The organism is Chitinophaga chungangae (genome assembly GCF_017742215.1).
Taxonomy (GTDB): Bacteria; Bacteroidota; Bacteroidia; order Chitinophagales; family Chitinophagaceae; genus Chitinophaga; species Chitinophaga chungangae.
In genome coordinates this window covers 142818-158782 of the sequence record NZ_JAGHKP010000004.1, presented here as the reverse complement: position 1 = coordinate 158782, position 15965 = coordinate 142818, and the positions used below count along the sequence as shown (strand labels likewise).

Annotated in this window: 15 protein-coding genes; 8 read left to right on the top strand and 7 right to left on the bottom strand. The window is 53.5% G+C overall.

All coding sequences use genetic code 11. The features are described from left to right. On the top strand, window positions 1-780 hold the full coding sequence (locus J7I43_RS20395) for a TerC family protein (protein ID WP_209147712.1): 780 nt from the start codon (window positions 1-3) through the stop codon (window positions 778-780). Between the two features lie 33 nt (window positions 781-813). Here J7I43_RS20395 and J7I43_RS20390 read toward each other — a convergent pair whose 3' ends face one another. From J7I43_RS20390 to dnaB, 3 genes are all read right to left on the bottom strand, one after another. Beyond that, on the bottom strand, window positions 814-1524 hold the full coding sequence (locus J7I43_RS20390) for an RsmE family RNA methyltransferase (protein ID WP_209147711.1): 711 nt from the start codon (window positions 1522-1524) through the stop codon (window positions 814-816). Between the two features lie 9 nt (window positions 1525-1533). After that, window positions 1534-2895: an MATE family efflux transporter gene (locus J7I43_RS20385; RefSeq protein ID WP_209147710.1), complete on the bottom strand. Its 1362-nt coding sequence runs from the start codon at window positions 2893-2895 to the stop codon at window positions 1534-1536. A gap of 73 nt (window positions 2896-2968) precedes the next feature. After that, window positions 2969-4552, bottom strand: coding sequence for a replicative DNA helicase (gene dnaB / locus J7I43_RS20380; protein ID WP_236023443.1), 1584 nt, complete (start codon window positions 4550-4552; stop codon window positions 2969-2971). Between the two features lie 485 nt (window positions 4553-5037). On the opposite strand from dnaB, the gene pheT reads away from it, so the two are divergent. Together pheT and J7I43_RS20370 are read left to right on the top strand one after the other, a co-directional pair. Beyond that, the gene (gene pheT, locus J7I43_RS20375) at window positions 5038-7470 is read left to right on the top strand and encodes a phenylalanine--tRNA ligase subunit beta (protein ID WP_209147709.1); all 2433 of its coding nucleotides are present in this window, start codon (window positions 5038-5040) and stop codon (window positions 7468-7470) included. After that, window positions 7471-7779, top strand: coding sequence for a hypothetical protein (locus J7I43_RS20370; RefSeq protein WP_209147708.1), 309 nt, complete (start codon window positions 7471-7473; stop codon window positions 7777-7779). A gap of 78 nt (window positions 7780-7857) precedes the next feature. Here J7I43_RS20370 and J7I43_RS20365 read toward each other — a convergent pair whose 3' ends face one another. Both J7I43_RS20365 and J7I43_RS20360 read right to left on the bottom strand, forming a co-directional pair. Beyond that, on the bottom strand, window positions 7858-8307 hold the full coding sequence (locus J7I43_RS20365) for an RES family NAD+ phosphorylase (RefSeq protein ID WP_209147707.1): 450 nt from the start codon (window positions 8305-8307) through the stop codon (window positions 7858-7860). 11 nt (window positions 8308-8318) lie between these two features. Continuing rightward, a complete protein-coding gene (locus J7I43_RS20360; RefSeq protein WP_209147706.1) occupies window positions 8319-8807 on the bottom strand; it encodes an antitoxin Xre/MbcA/ParS toxin-binding domain-containing protein in 489 nt (162 codons plus the stop codon). 238 nt (window positions 8808-9045) lie between these two features. On the opposite strand from J7I43_RS20360, the gene J7I43_RS20355 reads away from it, so the two are divergent. From J7I43_RS20355 to J7I43_RS20335, 5 genes are all read left to right on the top strand, one after another. After that, window positions 9046-9339 (top strand): cell division protein ZapA, encoded by a 294-nt coding sequence (locus tag J7I43_RS20355; RefSeq protein ID WP_209147705.1) that lies wholly within the window; start codon window positions 9046-9048, stop codon window positions 9337-9339. A gap of 155 nt (window positions 9340-9494) precedes the next feature. Further along, window positions 9495-11060, top strand: coding sequence for a ribonuclease Y (gene rny, locus J7I43_RS20350; RefSeq protein WP_209147704.1), 1566 nt, complete (start codon window positions 9495-9497; stop codon window positions 11058-11060). 102 nt (window positions 11061-11162) lie between these two features. After that, window positions 11163-11771 carry a 3-keto-disaccharide hydrolase gene (locus J7I43_RS20345; RefSeq protein WP_209147703.1) on the top strand — a complete coding sequence of 203 codons (609 nt, stop codon included), beginning with the start codon at window positions 11163-11165 and terminating at the stop codon, window positions 11769-11771. Between the two features lie 52 nt (window positions 11772-11823). Further along, window positions 11824-12645 (top strand): purine-nucleoside phosphorylase, encoded by an 822-nt coding sequence (locus J7I43_RS20340; RefSeq protein ID WP_209147702.1) that lies wholly within the window; start codon window positions 11824-11826, stop codon window positions 12643-12645. A gap of 267 nt (window positions 12646-12912) precedes the next feature. Next, a complete protein-coding gene (locus J7I43_RS20335; RefSeq protein WP_209147701.1) occupies window positions 12913-14292 on the top strand; it encodes a serine hydrolase domain-containing protein in 1380 nt (459 codons plus the stop codon). Window positions 14293-14298: 6 nt separating this feature from the next. Here J7I43_RS20335 and J7I43_RS20330 read toward each other — a convergent pair whose 3' ends face one another. Then, on the bottom strand, window positions 14299-14577 hold the full coding sequence (locus J7I43_RS20330; RefSeq protein ID WP_209147700.1) for a hypothetical protein: 279 nt from the start codon (window positions 14575-14577) through the stop codon (window positions 14299-14301). A 141-nt stretch (window positions 14578-14718) separates the two neighbouring features. Then, the gene (scpB, locus tag J7I43_RS20325; RefSeq protein ID WP_209147699.1) at window positions 14719-15906 is read right to left on the bottom strand and encodes an SMC-Scp complex subunit ScpB; all 1188 of its coding nucleotides are present in this window, start codon (window positions 15904-15906) and stop codon (window positions 14719-14721) included. Window positions 15907-15965: the final 59 nt, after the last annotated feature.

Here is a 15965-nt window from a genome sequence, read left to right as displayed (position 1 = left end):
ATGGAAGAATTACTGACCTTAGATTCTCTTATCAGCTTGCTGACCCTTACCGTTATGGAGGTCGTGCTCGGCATCGACAACGTTATTTTCGTATCCATTGTTATGAACCGCCTGCCCGAGGAAAAAAGGCTGCAAGCGCGGCGCATCTGGATGTTCACAGGCATCGCCGTGCGTATTATCCTGCTGCTGTGCATCGGCTACATCGTAAAAGCGGTGCACCCGCTGTTTTACATTTTCGGCAAGGGCATTTCCCTGCGCGACCTTATCATGCTGGCCGGCGGTTTGTTCCTGCTCATCAAAACGACGCTCGAAATTCACCATAAACTGGAAGGCGAAGAGGAAGGAACGCCCAAGCTCGGCGGCAAAGGCGGCGCTACATTGCTCAACGTGGTGGGGCAGATCATCATCATCGACATGGTATTTTCCTTCGACAGCATCATTACGGCCGTAGGGCTCGCCAAACACGTGGAGATCATGATCGTGGCGGTGATCATCGCCATGTTCATCATGTTCACCTTCGCGCCGCGCATCAGCAATTTCATTCACAAACACCCCACGCTGAAAATGCTGGCGCTGTCGTTCCTCATCATGGTAGGCGGCATCCTGATCATCGAGGGATGGAACGCGGAAGCCGCGCACAGCCTGCACCTGAAGAACTACGTGTATTTCGCCATGGCGTTCTCCTTCGCGGTAGAGTTACTGAATATGCGGATGCGCAAAAAATCGGAACCGGTGCAGCTCAGAGGCCCGGTAGACCCGAAAGAGAAAGACTTAAAATAACTCGAAAAAGGGTTGCGGAAACGCAGCCCTTTTTTATTTCGATGCATTGGCCGCCGCCATCAGCGCGCAGCCTACCATGCCGGCGGTTTCTGTGCGCAGGCGCGTATTGCCGAGGCTCACGGGCACAAAACCGTACTGCAGCGCCAGTTCCACTTCCTGCTGCGCGAAGTCGCCTTCCGGTCCGATCAGCAACAGCGAATCCTTTGCCGGCTGCATGGCGTTCAATAAATGTTTTTTATCCCCGGGAAGACAATGCGCGATGAAACGTTGTTCCGTAGCGCTCATCAGCGATTCCAGCGGCGTAGGCTCCGCCAGTTCGGGCAGGTGCCATTGCCGCGACTGCAGCATGGCCGAAACAAGAATGTTTTCCAATCTTTCCGCCTTCAGTTTTTCCTTTTCCGTACGCAGCGTTACCAGCGGAATGATACGCTGCACGCCGATCTCCACGGCTTTTTCGAGAAACCATTCCATCCGCGCGGCGTTTTTGGTAAAGGCGATGGCGATACGAATACGCGGTTCGGGCCGCGGCATTTCTTCGACGTTGCGGATCTCTGTTACGCATTTTTTACGGTGATCGTCTGTGATCTCCGCTTCGTAACGGTTCCCTTTACCGTCCGCCAGCAACACTTTATCACCCTTCTGCCGCCGCAGCACCTGGATGCAGTATTTAGACGTGGGCTCGTCCATCGTGTAAGACGAAACGCCCGGTATCAGTTCCTTTGCGTAAAAAACGGGTAACTCCATCCTGTAAAATTATACTTTTCCGGCCGTCTGTTCCAATCCGCGGGTAATGGACTGGAAACGGAAAAACAATAATACCGAAGCGATGAGCAATCCCAACGAAAGCCCCCACCAGATGCCGTACACGCCAAAGCCGAACGTAAAGCCCAGCAGGTAACCCACGGGCAGCCCCAGCACCCAGTAAGCCAGCATCGTGATCATCGTGGGCACTTTCACATCGCCGAGGCCGCGCAACACGCCGAGGCCCACTACCTGGGTGCCGTCGAACAACTGGAAAAATGCGGCGATCAGCAGCAGTCCCGATGCGATGTGGATCACCGCGGGATCGTTGATGTACAGTCCCGGCAATACGCGGCTGCCCAGCACGAATACCAGTGCCGCAATGCCCATCAGCACCAGCACCATATGATAACTTGCGATGGCGGAAAGCCGCAGTTCGCGGTAATTGCCCGCCCCCAGGTTGTTCCCGCTCCGGATGCCCGCCGCGGCGGAAATGCCGCTGGCCATCATGTAGGTCATAGACGCGAGGCTGATCGCGATCTGGTGCGCCGCCTGCTGTGCCGAGCCGATCCACCCGGCCATGATCACCGCGCCGCTGAAAGCGCTTACTTCAAAAATGTACTGCAGCGCCACGGGCAGGCCCAGGCCGGAAATTTTTTTCAGCGTGGCGCCGGTGATTTCCCGGAAATGGAAAGTAGCCAGGTATTCTTTGAAACGCGGGCTCGTGAGCACGTACCAGGCCATCGTGATGCCCATCAGCAAACGGTCGGTGAAGGTGGCGATGCCCACGCCCGCAATGCCCATGCGCGGCATTCCCAGCAGCCCGTACACCAGCACGATGCCGAGCAGGATGTTGAGGATGTTGCCGAGAATGCTGATGTTCATCGCCTGGCGCGTAAAGCCCAGCCCTTCCGCGAATTGTTTGAAGGTAAGGAACACCATCAGCGGGATGTACGACGCCGCCAGGTACTGCAAAAATATTTTCGCCTGCGCGGCCACGTCCGCCGGCTGTTTCATGCGTTCCAAATTATGCCCCACCAGCAGGATGCCGCCTGTGAGCACAATGCCGGTGATCATGTTGATAATAAAACTGTGCGCCAGCAAATGCCCGCAATAACCGCGGTTACCGCGGCCGTTTTCCTGCGCGATAAGCGGCGTGAGGCCGTAAGACATGCCGATGCCCGTTACCATAAAAATCGAGAACAGGCTGACGCCCAGCGAAACCGCCGCCAGCGGCACTTTGCCCGTATGCCCGATGATGATGCTGTCGCTGAGGCCCACAAGGGTGTGGCCCAGCTGCGAGATCACCACGGGATAAGCGAGATGGAAATTATGGGTGTAGTGTTGTTTGTATTTGCCGTATAGTTGTTTCATGGTGTATGAACATTAAAAAAGCCGGTTTCTTTTCAGAACGCACCGGCTTTTTAGTATCTGTAAAGATGTTCCTTTAGAAGGGAGCATCCCCGAATGCATCGTCTTCAAAATCCATATCGTTCATCTTCGATCCTTTCTGGATGAAGATCTTCGCTTCATCGTAACCGCCGCTGCCGGGGTGGCCTTTCATGCCGGCGAAGGAATTGCCGCCGCCACCTGGGGGCGCGGGCGGGCCGTCTACGAAACCATCGTCTTCAAAACGCTGGAACTGCAGCACCGCGCGGAGTTTCACGGTATCAAGCTGACCGTTACGGTGTTTGGCGATACGTACGTGCGTTTCCCCTTTATTGGATTCGCCGTGCTCGTTGGTGGTGATGTCGTAGTATTCAGGGCGGTAAATGAACATTACCATGTCCGCATCCTGCTCGATCGCGCCGGATTCTCGAAGGTCGCTCAGCTGGGGCATTTTGTTGCCGTCTTTACGTTTCTCCACGTCGCGGCTCAGCTGCGAAAGCGCCAGTACCGGCACGTGCAGCTCTTTTGCGAGGCCTTTCAGGTCGCGGGAGATCTTGCTGATCTCCTGCTCGCGGTTGGTATTGCGCCCGTCTGCCGCGCCGCTCATCAGCTGCAGGTAGTCGATGATGATGATGCCCACGCCGTGGTTGTGTACCAGCCTGCGGCATTTGGCGCGCAGTTCGAAGATATTGAGGCCGGGGGTGTCGTCGATGAAAATGGGCGCTTTGGCCAGGCGTTCGATGCCGTGAGTCATGAGTTTGCGCATTTCATGCTCTTCGAGTTTACCCCTGGTGATCTTTTCCAGGTGAATTTCCGATTCGGCGGAAAGGATACGCTGAACGATCTGCCCGCTGGACATCTCGAGGCTGAACACCGCCGCGCCTTTCGGGAATTTCGGGTGAAGGGCCGCGTTCCTCGCGAGGTTAAGCGCGAAGGCGGTTTTACCCACGGCGGGACGGGCGGCCAGGATGATCAGGTCGGAAGGCTGCCAGCCGTAAGTGATCTTATCGAGAGACGGGAAGCCGGAGGGCACCCCGGTGATATCGTCGCCTTTGTTGCGGAGGTCTTCGATGCGTTTGATGGTATTTACCAGCACGCGGTCGATGGAATCGTAGTTTTTACGGAGGTGGTTGTTGGTTACTTCGAAGAGTTTGGATTCCGCGGTGTCGAGCAGGTCGAACACGTCGGCGGTGTCTTCATACGCTTCGCTGATAATTTCCCCGGAAATGCGGATGAGCTCGCGCTGGATGAATTTCTGCAGCACGATGCGCGCATGCGCTTCGATGTTGGCGGAAGACACGACCATATTGGTAAGACGGGTAACCGCGAAGGGGCCGCCCACTACTTCCAGCTCAGCGGAGCTTTTCAGCTCTTCCACCACGGTAAGGATGTCCACCGGCATCGACTTTGCGGCCAGGCGCTGCATGGCCGCGAAGATCTTCTGGTGCGCGTCTACGTAAAAACATTCGGATTTAAGGATCTCGATCACCACGTCGAAGGCCCCTTTTTCCAGCATCAGGGCGCCCAGCACCGCTTCTTCCAATTCTTTCGCCTGAGGAGGGATTTTCCCGTAAACCATGGTGGAGATGTCTACCCCGGGTTTACGGCGGGTATTGCGGTCTTTCTTGAGATTGAGATCCATTTATATGCTAGGCGTTAAGAAAGTTAAGAAAATGGTTACTGGATGGCTTTTGCTCATACATTTACAACATTTCGGGAATCTTGGCACTTCAACTGTCTTTAACAAATTGTAAATTTTTTGAAGCCAGGGAAACTAAGGTAACGGCATTTTTCCGATAAAACCTTCTTCCCCCGGAACTATATTTATTCGTCGGCAATCCACCGGTCCGGGCACATGCTAAACCGGGTTATCCACTGTTTTGCACCGGGTTATCCACCAAATCGGCACAAAATCCATAGCAAAGTTCCGATTATTCACATTTTTTGTGCAAAAAGATTTTCCACATTTTGTTTGGGAAAATTCCCCGTTGCCGTACAGCAGAAGTTGTTAACTTTACGCGGCACAATCACGACTGTACGAAGCGTGCAAAAGTGATTCAAATAATTGATTTTCACAAATTTAAATCGATACTAACGTATCGGGCAGGATAATACAAGGAGCTTACAATGACTATTTCGTACAACTGGCTATGTGACTATTTACCGGTAAAACCGACGCCGGAGGAACTTTCTGTGATCTTAACGGCCATCGGCCTTGAAGTGGAAAGCCTCGAGCGGTTTGAAAGCGTGAAAGGCAGCCTGGAAGGATTGGTGATCGGTGAAGTATTGAGCGTGGAACAGCACCCCAATGCAGACAAGCTCCGTTTAACGAAGGTGAACATCGGCGGCGGCGAACCGCTGTCTATCGTATGCGGAGCGCCCAACGTGGCGGCCGGCCAGAAAGTAGTGGTAGCGCCCATCGGCGTCACCATTTATCCCACCGGCGGCGAACCCCTCACCATGAAAAAAGCCAAGATCCGCGGCGAAGAAAGCTTCGGCATGATCTGCGCCGAAGATGAAATAGGCCTTGGCACCGGCCACGACGGCATCCTGGTACTGGACCCGTCCCTGAAACCCGGCACCACGGCCCGCGAGCTGTTCCAGCCCGCGCAGGACCATGTATTCGAGATCGGTCTCACTCCCAATCATATGGACGCCATGAGCCACATGGGCGTGGCCCGCGACGTTTGCGCCTTTCTCAACAACCAGGAAAACACGGCCGTTTACAGCGTGCGCAAGCCCGGCATTCATGCCGCCACCAAAGCTTCGCAGCCTTTGAACATAGGCGTTGAAGTGAAAAACACCGAAGCCTGCCCCCGTTATTGCGGCCAGAGCATCACCGGCGTAAAAGTAGGCCAGTCCCCCGCCTGGATGCAGCACCGCCTGCAGGCCATCGGCATAAGGCCCATTAACAATATCGTAGACATCACTAATTATGTGCTTCACGAAACCGGCCAGCCGCTGCATGCTTTTGATGCAGACCAGATAAAAGGCGGCAAAGTCGTGATCCAGAACCTGCCCACCGGCACCCCGTTCCTTTCCCTCGACGGCAAGGAACGCAAGCTGGACGAAGGCGACCTGATGATCTGCGACGGTGAGAACAACCCGATGTGTATCGCCGGCGTGTTCGGCGGTCTCCATTCCGGCGTGAAGAACGAAACCACCAATATTTTCCTGGAAAGCGCCTTCTTCAGCGCCACCGGCATCCGTAAAACCTCCATGCGCCACGGCCTGCGTACAGACGCCGCCGTGCGTTTCGAAAAAGGGCTCGACATCAGCCTGGCGCCTTTCGCCCTCGAAAGAGCCGTAGCGCTGATCAACGAACTGGCGCACGGCGCACCCGCTTCAGAGGTAACAGACAACTACCCGACGCCCGCGCCGCAAAAACATATCGACATCACTTACGCTTATATCGATACCCTCAGCGGCCACCATTATGCGCCCGAAAAAGTGAAGAACATCCTTTGCAGCCTCGGTTTCACCGTTCATTCCGACAATGAAAAGGAACTGCGTGTAACCGCGCCGCTGCATAAGCCGGACATCAACATCCCGGCGGATATCGTGGAAGAGATCATGCGCATCGACGGGCTGGACAATATCCCCATCCCCGATTTCGTGCGGATGGTGCCCAGCCGCCAGGCGCAGCCGGACAAAGAACGCGTGAAAGAAAAGATCGCGGATTACCTCGCCTCCAACGGCTTTTCCGAGATCTTCACCAACTCCATCACCAACAGCCAGTATTACAAACATCTCGACCAGGACTCCATGGTGACGATGCTCAACAGCCTCACTTCCGACCTGGACGTGATGCGCCCTTCCATGCTGGAAACCGGCCTGGAGCGCATCGCCTATAACCTGAACCGCCGCAACGAAGATCTCCTGTTCTTCGAGTTCGGTAAAACTTACCGCAAGGAAGAAGTAGGCCAATACCCGGAAACGGCGCATCTGAGCCTTTACCTCACCGGGCAGAAACTCCCCGAAAACTGGATGCACAAAAGCCAGCCGGTGGATTTTTACGACCTGAAAAGTTTTACCGGCAACATCCTGCAGCAGCTGGCGCTGCCCGCCGCGCAGATGACCGCCTCCAACATCCACGGGCTGCAGCCCGCCTTCGAGATCGCCGTGAACGGGAAAACCGTAGCGGTAGCCGGCGGCGTAACGCCGCAGAAACTGAAGGAATTCGACATCAAACAACCGGTTTGGTATGCGGATTTTTATTGGGAAGAGATCCTGAAACAGCTGCAGACCAAAGATTCCTTCTACGAAGAGATCCCCCGCTTCCCGGCGGTGCGCAGGGACCTGGCGCTGGTACTGGACAAATCCGTAACTTTCGCTGCGGTGGAAGCGGCGGCGCGTTCCGTTAAAACATCCCTCCTGCAACATATCAACCTGTTCGACGTTTTTGAAAGCGAGAAACTGGGCGCGGGCAAAAAGTCTTACGCCGTGAGCTTCACCTTCCAGGACAAGCAGAAAACGCTGACAGACCAGGAAACGGATGCCCTGATGAACAAACTGGTAAAAGCCTTCGAATCACAATTACAGGCGGAAATCCGCAAATAAATGGAGATCGAACAGTACATACAAAGCATCGAAGACAAGCTGCAGCAGCTGTTTAAAAAATTACAGCAGTCGCAGGCGGACAATGTATTGCTCCGTGAGCAGGTGCAGCAGCAGCAGGACGAGCTGACGCAGCAGCAGCAGACCATCGAAGCTTTGGATGAAAAACTGAAACTGGCGAAAATTGCCACGATGACGCAGCAGGGCAACGGTCTTTCCGAAGAGGAAGACGCGTTCCGCAAAGAGGTCAGGGGCAAGATCAATGATTATATCCGGGAGATAGACCGTTGTATTGCGCTGCTGAACTCCTGACAGCCCGGTCCATTTCAAATCCGTTTTTTATTCCGATCCCGCACATACGGGCCGTTTTTCCCGGCCGGGGAAAGCCGTTTACATTTTGGAAAGGGGCTGGTTCCTGCGGTTGGGGGGATAATGCCTGATGATTTTAATTTCATTCACCTTGTGATGCCGCAGGTTGACCAGGTAATTCCATTGGTGGGCCATTTCAGGTGATGGAAAGGCGAGCACCAGCGTTTCCGCTTTTTGCAGCAATGCGGACCCGAATTCGCGGGTCTCGAACCCGAAGGGAAATGCGTCCCACCCGTCGGGGAGGCGTTCTTCACCGATATAGGCAATACTGTCCGGCACATCCAGCTCTTCTATCATGTACCCGTCGGGCACGGTGAACAGGCCCGTGACCAGGTCGCTTTCCACGAGGCACATGGCGGGATGGTCCTTGACGTGCAGGCAGGGGTCCGTTGCGAAATTCCAACGGTCTGCCAGTCCGCTTGCGCCGAGGTTGCCGCAACGGTCTTCTTTGACCAGTCTGTATAATTTCATACAAGTGATTTCTATGAATGATTTTCCATCCGCAGCAATTGCTGCTTCACTTCTTCCATACCGGTAATGGTATCGAGGAGCGAAAGCGGCTGCACGCCGCCCAGGTCGCGGGAGGGTTGGCGCAGCCAGCGGTGGAACAGTTCCCTGCTGTTGAAAACGTTGTACCCGAGGCTGAACACGTCGGCAATGGCGATAATACGGTCGCTGACGTTCCTGCTCAGGATATCTTTCCCTTTTTTGAGGTGAAGGGAGCGGTTGGTTACTATGAGCAGGGAGCTCAGCGTATCGTAATCGAGTTCAAAGATTTCTTTGAGACGGGTAAGCTGTTCTTTGGAAATGCCTGCTTTTACTACTTCGATCTTCTTCGTATACAACACCCTTTGCATTTTTACGATCGATTCATAAGACACCAGCATTTCGTGCCCGTCTGTTACAGGCCTGCGGGCGCTTGTGGCCTTTTTGCCGGCGCCTGCCCTGGCCTTGTCTGGCTTTGAGTTCATAACAAAGATAAGTTTTTAATTGACATTTGTGCACGTGCCTTCGTGAAATTTTTCCAGCCATGATTGGTTTATTCTCATAATGAGATTACCAGAATCAAGATTTACGAAATCGTACATTTTTGTCAATTATAAACATAATAATCCCATATTTGTGCAAAAACCCCGCAATTATTTTTCCACTTCCGGGTCTGCCCGCTTTTGTTACATTTGTAACAACACCAACAACCGAGCAAATACAATGGAACCGCTAATACCCGTTAATATCGTCGTAGCCGACCGCACCTACCGGATCAAGATCCGGGCTGAAGAAGAGGAGGATGTACGGAGAGTGATGAAAGAAGTGAACGAAAAGATCATCGAGTTTAAGGCCGCCTATGCCGGGAAAGACATCCAGGACTATATCGCCATGGCGCTGATCATGTACGCCACACATCCCGCCACGAGCGGCGGAAAGGCCCAGGCAGGGGTAGCTCCTTTCCTTCGTGAAAAACTGCAACACCTTGACAATCTGCTGGATGAGCAGCTTAAATAGCCCTCCCCTGCAACGTTTAGCATCCATAAATTATTCATTATCACAAGGTCCCTGTGCTTTGCTGCTATTTTTTTGTTATTTTCGCGGGTCGGCTCTAGCCCTTTCGCGTGAAACGGGCCAGGGACGTAATTATAAATACTATTAAATATTGAGATATGACTGAATCCATCATGGTTATAGTCGCGGGCGCGGTAGCGCTCGCGGTAGGAATAATACTCGGAAAAATAATATTCGCTAAAAACACCAAAATAAAAATCCAGGAAGCAGAAGAACAGGCCAAAAGGATCATTTCCGAAGGGCAGCTCAGCGCGGAAAACCTGAAAAAGGACAAACTGCTGGAAGCCAAGGAAAAATACCTGCAACTGAAGTCTGAATACGAAAAAGAGGTGATGCAGCGCAACCAGAAGATCACGGAATCCGAGAACCGCATCAAACAGAAAGAACAATCCCTCAACCAGAAAAACGACAACATCCAGAAGCAGGTTACCGAAAATGAAGCCATCAAGGAAAACCTCGCCCGCCAGATAGAGCTCGTGAACATCAAACGTTCCGAACTGGAAAAACACCAGGAAGAGCACATCCGCCGTCTTGAAAAAGTAGCCGCCCTCACTGCGGAAGAAGCGCGCCACCAGCTGATCGAAAGCCTGAAGGAAGAGGCCCGCACACAAGCCCTCGGCCACATCCAGGAAATCATCGAAGAAGCCAAGACCAAAGCCAATAAAGAAGCCAAAAAGATCATCATCCAGTCTATCCAGCGCACCGCCGCCGAGCAGACCATCGAGAACGCCATTACCGTGTTCAACCTGGAAAGCGACGAGATCAAAGGCCAGATCATCGGCCGCGAAGGCCGTAACATCCGCGCCATCGAAGCCGCTACCGGCGTGGACCTGATCGTAGACGATACCCCCGAGGCCATCGTACTGTCTTCCTTCGACCCGCTGCGCCGCGAGATCGCGCGCCTCAGCCTCCAGCGCCTTGTGCAGGACGGTCGTATCCACCCCGCCCGTATCGAGGAAGTAGTGGAGAAAACCAAACGCCAGCTGGAAGAACAGGTAATGGAGATCGGCGAACGCACGGTGATAGAAATGGGCATTCACGGCCTGCACAAAGAACTGGTGCGCATGGTCGGTAAAATGCGCTTCCGTTCTTCCTACGGCCAGAACCTGCTGATGCACTCCAAAGAAACCGCTAACCTTTGTGCCGTAATGGCCGCCGAGCTGGGCCTCAACCCCAAACTCGCCAAACGCGCCGGCCTGTTGCACGATATTGGTAAAGTGCCCGACGAAGAATCTGAACTGAGCCACGCCCTTCTCGGCGCGAAACTGGCTGAAAAATACGGCGAACATGCCGCCATTGTGAACGCCATCGGCGCGCACCACGACGAAATGGAAATGACCTACGTGATCTCCCCCATCGTGCAGGCCTGCGACGCCATCAGCGGCGCCCGCCCCGGCGCCCGCCGCGAGATCATGCAGAGCTACCTGCAGCGGATCAAAGACCTCGAAAACCTCGCCATGGGCTACGACGGCGTCGAAAAAGCTTACGCCATCCAGGCGGGCCGCGAACTGCGCGTGATCGTGGAAAGTGAAAAGGTGACCGACAACGATGCGGACCGCCTCAGCTTCGAGATCGCCAACAAGATCCAGAACGACATGCAATACCCCGGCCAGATCAAGGTAACCGTGATCCGCGAGCGCAGGGCTGTGAACGTGGCAAGATAATTTTCATTCCAACATACTAAACGCCTCAGTACATCCGTGCTGCGGCGTTTCTTTTTTGCCGGCATTTTTCCCTATCTTTCCTCTCCACAAAACTACGGTAAGATGAAAAAAAGATGGCTTACGCTGGCCGTGTTCGGGATGCTCTCCATCAGCACCGCCTTCGCACAAAAGCAGCAAAAACTCTTTAATGGTAAGAACCTCGACGGATGGAAAGTCCACGGGACCGAAAAATGGTATGTAGAAAAAGGCGAACTGATCTGTGAAAGCGGGCCCGATAAAGAATACGGCTATCTCGCTACAGACAAGACCTTCAAAGATTTCGAGCTCACCGTCGATTTTAAACAGGAAGCCAACGGCAACAGCGGCGTGTTTTTCCACTCTTCCCTGGAAGGCACCAAAATTGCAGGCTGGCAGGCGGAAGTAGCGCCCCCGGGCAGCAACACCGGCGGCATTTATGAATCTTACGGCCGCGGCTGGCTGATCAAACCCGCAGCCGAAAAAGATAAAAACCTGAAAATGGGCGAATGGAACACCATGAGGGTTGTCGTAAAAGGCAATAACGTGACCACCTATCTCAACGGCGTGGAAATGATCACGCTCGACGACGAAAAGATCGGCGCAAAAGGCGGCCAGATCGCGCTGCAGATCCACTCCGGCGGCGGCATCAAGGTGCGCTGGAAAAATATAAAGATCAAAGAGATCAAAGGATAAACGAAAAAGGAAAGAGCGCGCTCTTTCCTTTTTTATTTCTTTTATTTGCAGCATGACTTTACAGCCACAGCTTTCAGAAACCACCGCATACCTGCGCCAGCAGGGCTTTGAGAATTCCGTCGCAGGCATCGTGCTCGGCACCGGCCTCGGCGAACTGGTCCGTCTTATCGACATCAAAAAAAGCATTCCTTACGGCAATATCCCGCACTTCCCGGAATCTACCGTGGAAACGCATAAAGGCCAACTGATATACGGCTTCATCGGCAAAACGCCCGTGATCGCCATGCAGGGCCGCTTTCATTATTACGAAGGCTACACCATGCAGCAGATCACCTTTCCCATCCGCATCATGAAGGCCTTCGGCGTACAACATTTGCTGCTCAGCAACGCGGCGGGCAGCATGAATACGGCTTACAAAAAGGGCGATCTTGTTTTGCTGAACGACCACATCAACCTGCAACCCGAAAACCCGCTCCGCGGCCCGCACGATCCTGCATTCGGCCCGAGGTTCCCCGATATGAGCCGGCCCTACAGCCCCACGCTCGGCGAAAAGCTGAAAGCCGCCGCCATACAGCATAACAAGCCGCTGCACGAAGGCGTGTACGCGGCGGTGATGGGCCCTAATCTTGAAACGCGCGCCGAATACCGCTTCCTGCGCATGATCGGCGCCGATCTCGTAGGCATGAGCACCGTGCCGGAAGTGATCGTGGCCAACCAGGCAGGATTGCCCTGCGCCGCCGTGTCCGTCGTAACAGACGAATGCGATCCCGATCACCTGGAACCGGTGTCCATCGCGGAGATCATTGCAGTGGCGGGCAAGGCGGACAAAGTGCTGAGCGGCATTTTCGCCAGCGTGATCGAAAACCTGACGTAGCCGTTCACCCGACGGGTTATGATCACATCTTCTTCTCCCCGCGCGTGGATTTACCTGCACTTTCAGTTTGCCGGCGATACCAGCTATGCGCCTGCGGTGCCGCGGCCAGGCACAAGTCAACTCACCCACAGTGCCTGCGCACAAGACTTGCGCCAACATGTGGCATACAAGATTCCGGGCAATTCAAACCAGATTCGACGTTGTTCGTCACATTTTGAGATGCGGGAATTTTAATTTTGAAGACCTTGTTGAAAAAGCCCCCCATCTATGCTTAAACAAACCCTTTTCGCCGTTCTCGTCACCCTCCCGTTCCTTACCGGCCGCTGCCAGTCCGCATCCGAGGCGGACCTACTCCTGAAACAGGCGAAGGCAGACACTTTGCTGCAGGCCTATGCCGCGCAGAACAATTTCAACGGCACCGCGCTCGTAGCGCTTCATGGAAAGATCATTTTGCAGAAAGGTTACGGCTGGCGGAATATTGAAAAACATATTCCCAACGACATCAACAGCATCTACCAGGCTGCTTCCGTCACCAAAACCTTTACCGGCACACTGGTAATGAAACTGGCGGAATTGAAAAAACTTTCGCTGGAAGACAAGCTCAGTAAATATTACCCCGACTATCCCGGTGGAGACAGCATTACCATTGCCCAGCTGCTTTCGCATACTTCGGGTATCTTCAACTACACGATGAACAGGGACTTTATGCTGCAAAAAGCCGCCAAACCCGCCACGGAACAGGAAATGCTGGCGCTTTTCCGCAACGAGCCGCGGGATTTCGCACCGGGTACGGGCTGGAATTACAGCAACTCCGGTTATATGCTGCTTGGCTACATTATTCAAAAAGTGACGGGCAAACGATACGACGAAGCGATGCGGCACTACGTATTCCGCCCGCTGGGCATGCATCACAGCGGTTTCGATTTCGCGCGCCTGGAAGATCAGCATAAAGCGACAGGTTACGCCGCCGATTCAACCGGCGCCTGGACGGTAAAGACGCCCATCGTGGATTCTTCCGTTTCTTTTGCCGCGGGCTCTATTTACACAACGGCCGGCGATCTTTTCCGCTGGCATGAAGGACTGACAAAATATGCTATTGTAAGCCCCGCAGGATGGCAGGAAATAAGCATGCCTAAGAAAGACAAATACGGCTATGGTTGGATGAACGACAGCCTGCAGGGCAAACCCACCAACGGCCACAGCGGCGGTATCTGGGGCTTCAGGAGCAATTTCGTGCGTGTGCAGGAAGACGATGCCTGCGTTATCCTGCTCAGTAATTCCGAAACTTTTTCATTAGACGGTATCACGAATAAGCTCTTCGCCATCCTGTACAACAAACCTTACCAGGTGCCTGTAGTCAGAACGACGATACAGCTGGACACGGCCCTCCTGCGCAAATATACCGGTACGTACCTGCTGGAGGAAAAGGATCTCAAGATCCATATCGTGCTGGAAAACGGCGAACTGGCGGCCTATCCCGAGAATGGCCCGCGTTCAACACTGTGCGCAACAAGCCCCTCGTGCTTCTTTTTGAAAGAAGACACGGACTTTGAAACTTGTTTTATCACAGATGCAACGGGGAAAGGGGTTTCAATGAAGATCCACAAGGGCGACAGGGGAGGAACGGCTAAACGGCTGGATGAATAGATCTATTCATCCCCCGTCGTCTTCGTCGTCGTTGAGCCGGTCGTCCGCACCCTCGATCTCTTCTTCTAAATCGTCTTCTTTTTCGATGTCGTCATCGTCGTATGCATCTTCTTCAAATTCGAGCAATTCGTCCTCTTCGTCCTCGTCTTCATCCGCTTCGTCTTCCTCTTCTCCCTGGGCGGCGGCGGCGAGTGTTTGCAGCATGCTGCGATAGTCTTCTTCACGGAGGTGCTGCAGGGTTTCAAACGTTATCCCGGCGGTACCGTCGGCTTTTTGTGTGATCATTTTCGCAAGATTTTATGATATGGAATTTACGGAAAAAGAGCGTTTGAAAATGAATATGAATTATCGTAATTGATGAAGGATTGACATAGGTTGCCGCAAGAAAAAAGCCGGGCTTTGGTTCCCGGCTTTTTTATCAAAATGTTATTTTTTGTTTTCGTCGTCCTCTTCATCCTCGTCGTCATTTTCTTCATCTCCCTCCTCATCATCTTCTTCCTCGTCGTCGTCTTCATCATCTTCGCTGTCCTCTTCTTCCTCCTCCTCACCATCATCTTCTTCTTCATCTTCACTCTCCTCATCATCGTCTTCGTTTTCTTCATCTTCATCGCCCTCATCATCATCGCCATCATCCTCACTCTCCACATCCTCTTCTTCTTCGTTCTCTTTTTCGATTTCTGCAGATGCTTCGGGTTCTGAAGTTTCCTCTTCCGGTTCAGTTGTTTCTTCCTCTTCTACTTCGGTTGTTCCTTCTTCATCTTCCCCCTCAATCCCCTCCGAAACCTCACCCACAGCAGCTTCGGGGGCATCCATATCTTCACCGCTTTCCGGTTCGCCTGCAGCGGCTTCGCCTTCCACCTCTTTCTCTGTATCGGCCTGCGCTTCGTACGCGTTTTCAGCGGTATGTTCTTCCGTCGGTTCCTCGTCCATCATGATCGTGGTAGTTTCGGTGAGCTCCCCGGTTTCTGAAATAACCAGGTGGCCTTCTTCGCCGGCCTGCTCATCGTCTACCCGCAGTTCCTCCGTATTGCTGTCCAGCGTAAGCTGCGTGGGCGGCACAAAATCTTCCTCGAACACTTCCTTCAATTTCGGCAGGTCTGCCGGCGAATTGATGCCGAAATAATCCATAAAAGCCTTGGAAGTGGAGTACAGCAGCGGTTTCCCGGGCAAATCCTCGCTGCGGCCGGAGATCACGATCAGTTCTTTTTCCAGCAGTTTGGTGATGGAATAATCGGTGCTGACGCCGCGGATATGTTCGATTTCCCCCTTGGAAATGGGCTGTTTGTAAGCGATGATCGCCAGCGTTTCGAGCGCGGCGGTAGACAGGCGTTTCAGGAATTTTTCGCCATTCAGCTGGGCGACGGTCTGGTAATAATCCTTTTTGGTCAGGAACTGGTACCCTCCGCCGCTTTCACGCACGCTGAACGCGTAGAATTCGGAATTATATTTCTCCTGGATGGCTTCAATGGCGGCTTCCACCTGTTCCTGTGTGGCCCGGTCTTCCAGGAAGGCCAGGGCGTTGTTGAGCAGCTCGAGGATGTCGGCTACCGGCAGGGGCCGGTCTGCGGCAAAGATCAGTGCTTCTACATGCGGAATGAGCTGGGAAATTTCCATGGACGCTGGTTTGTCTGAAAAAAAATGTCAAAGGCCGAAAATAAGACCTTTGACATTCT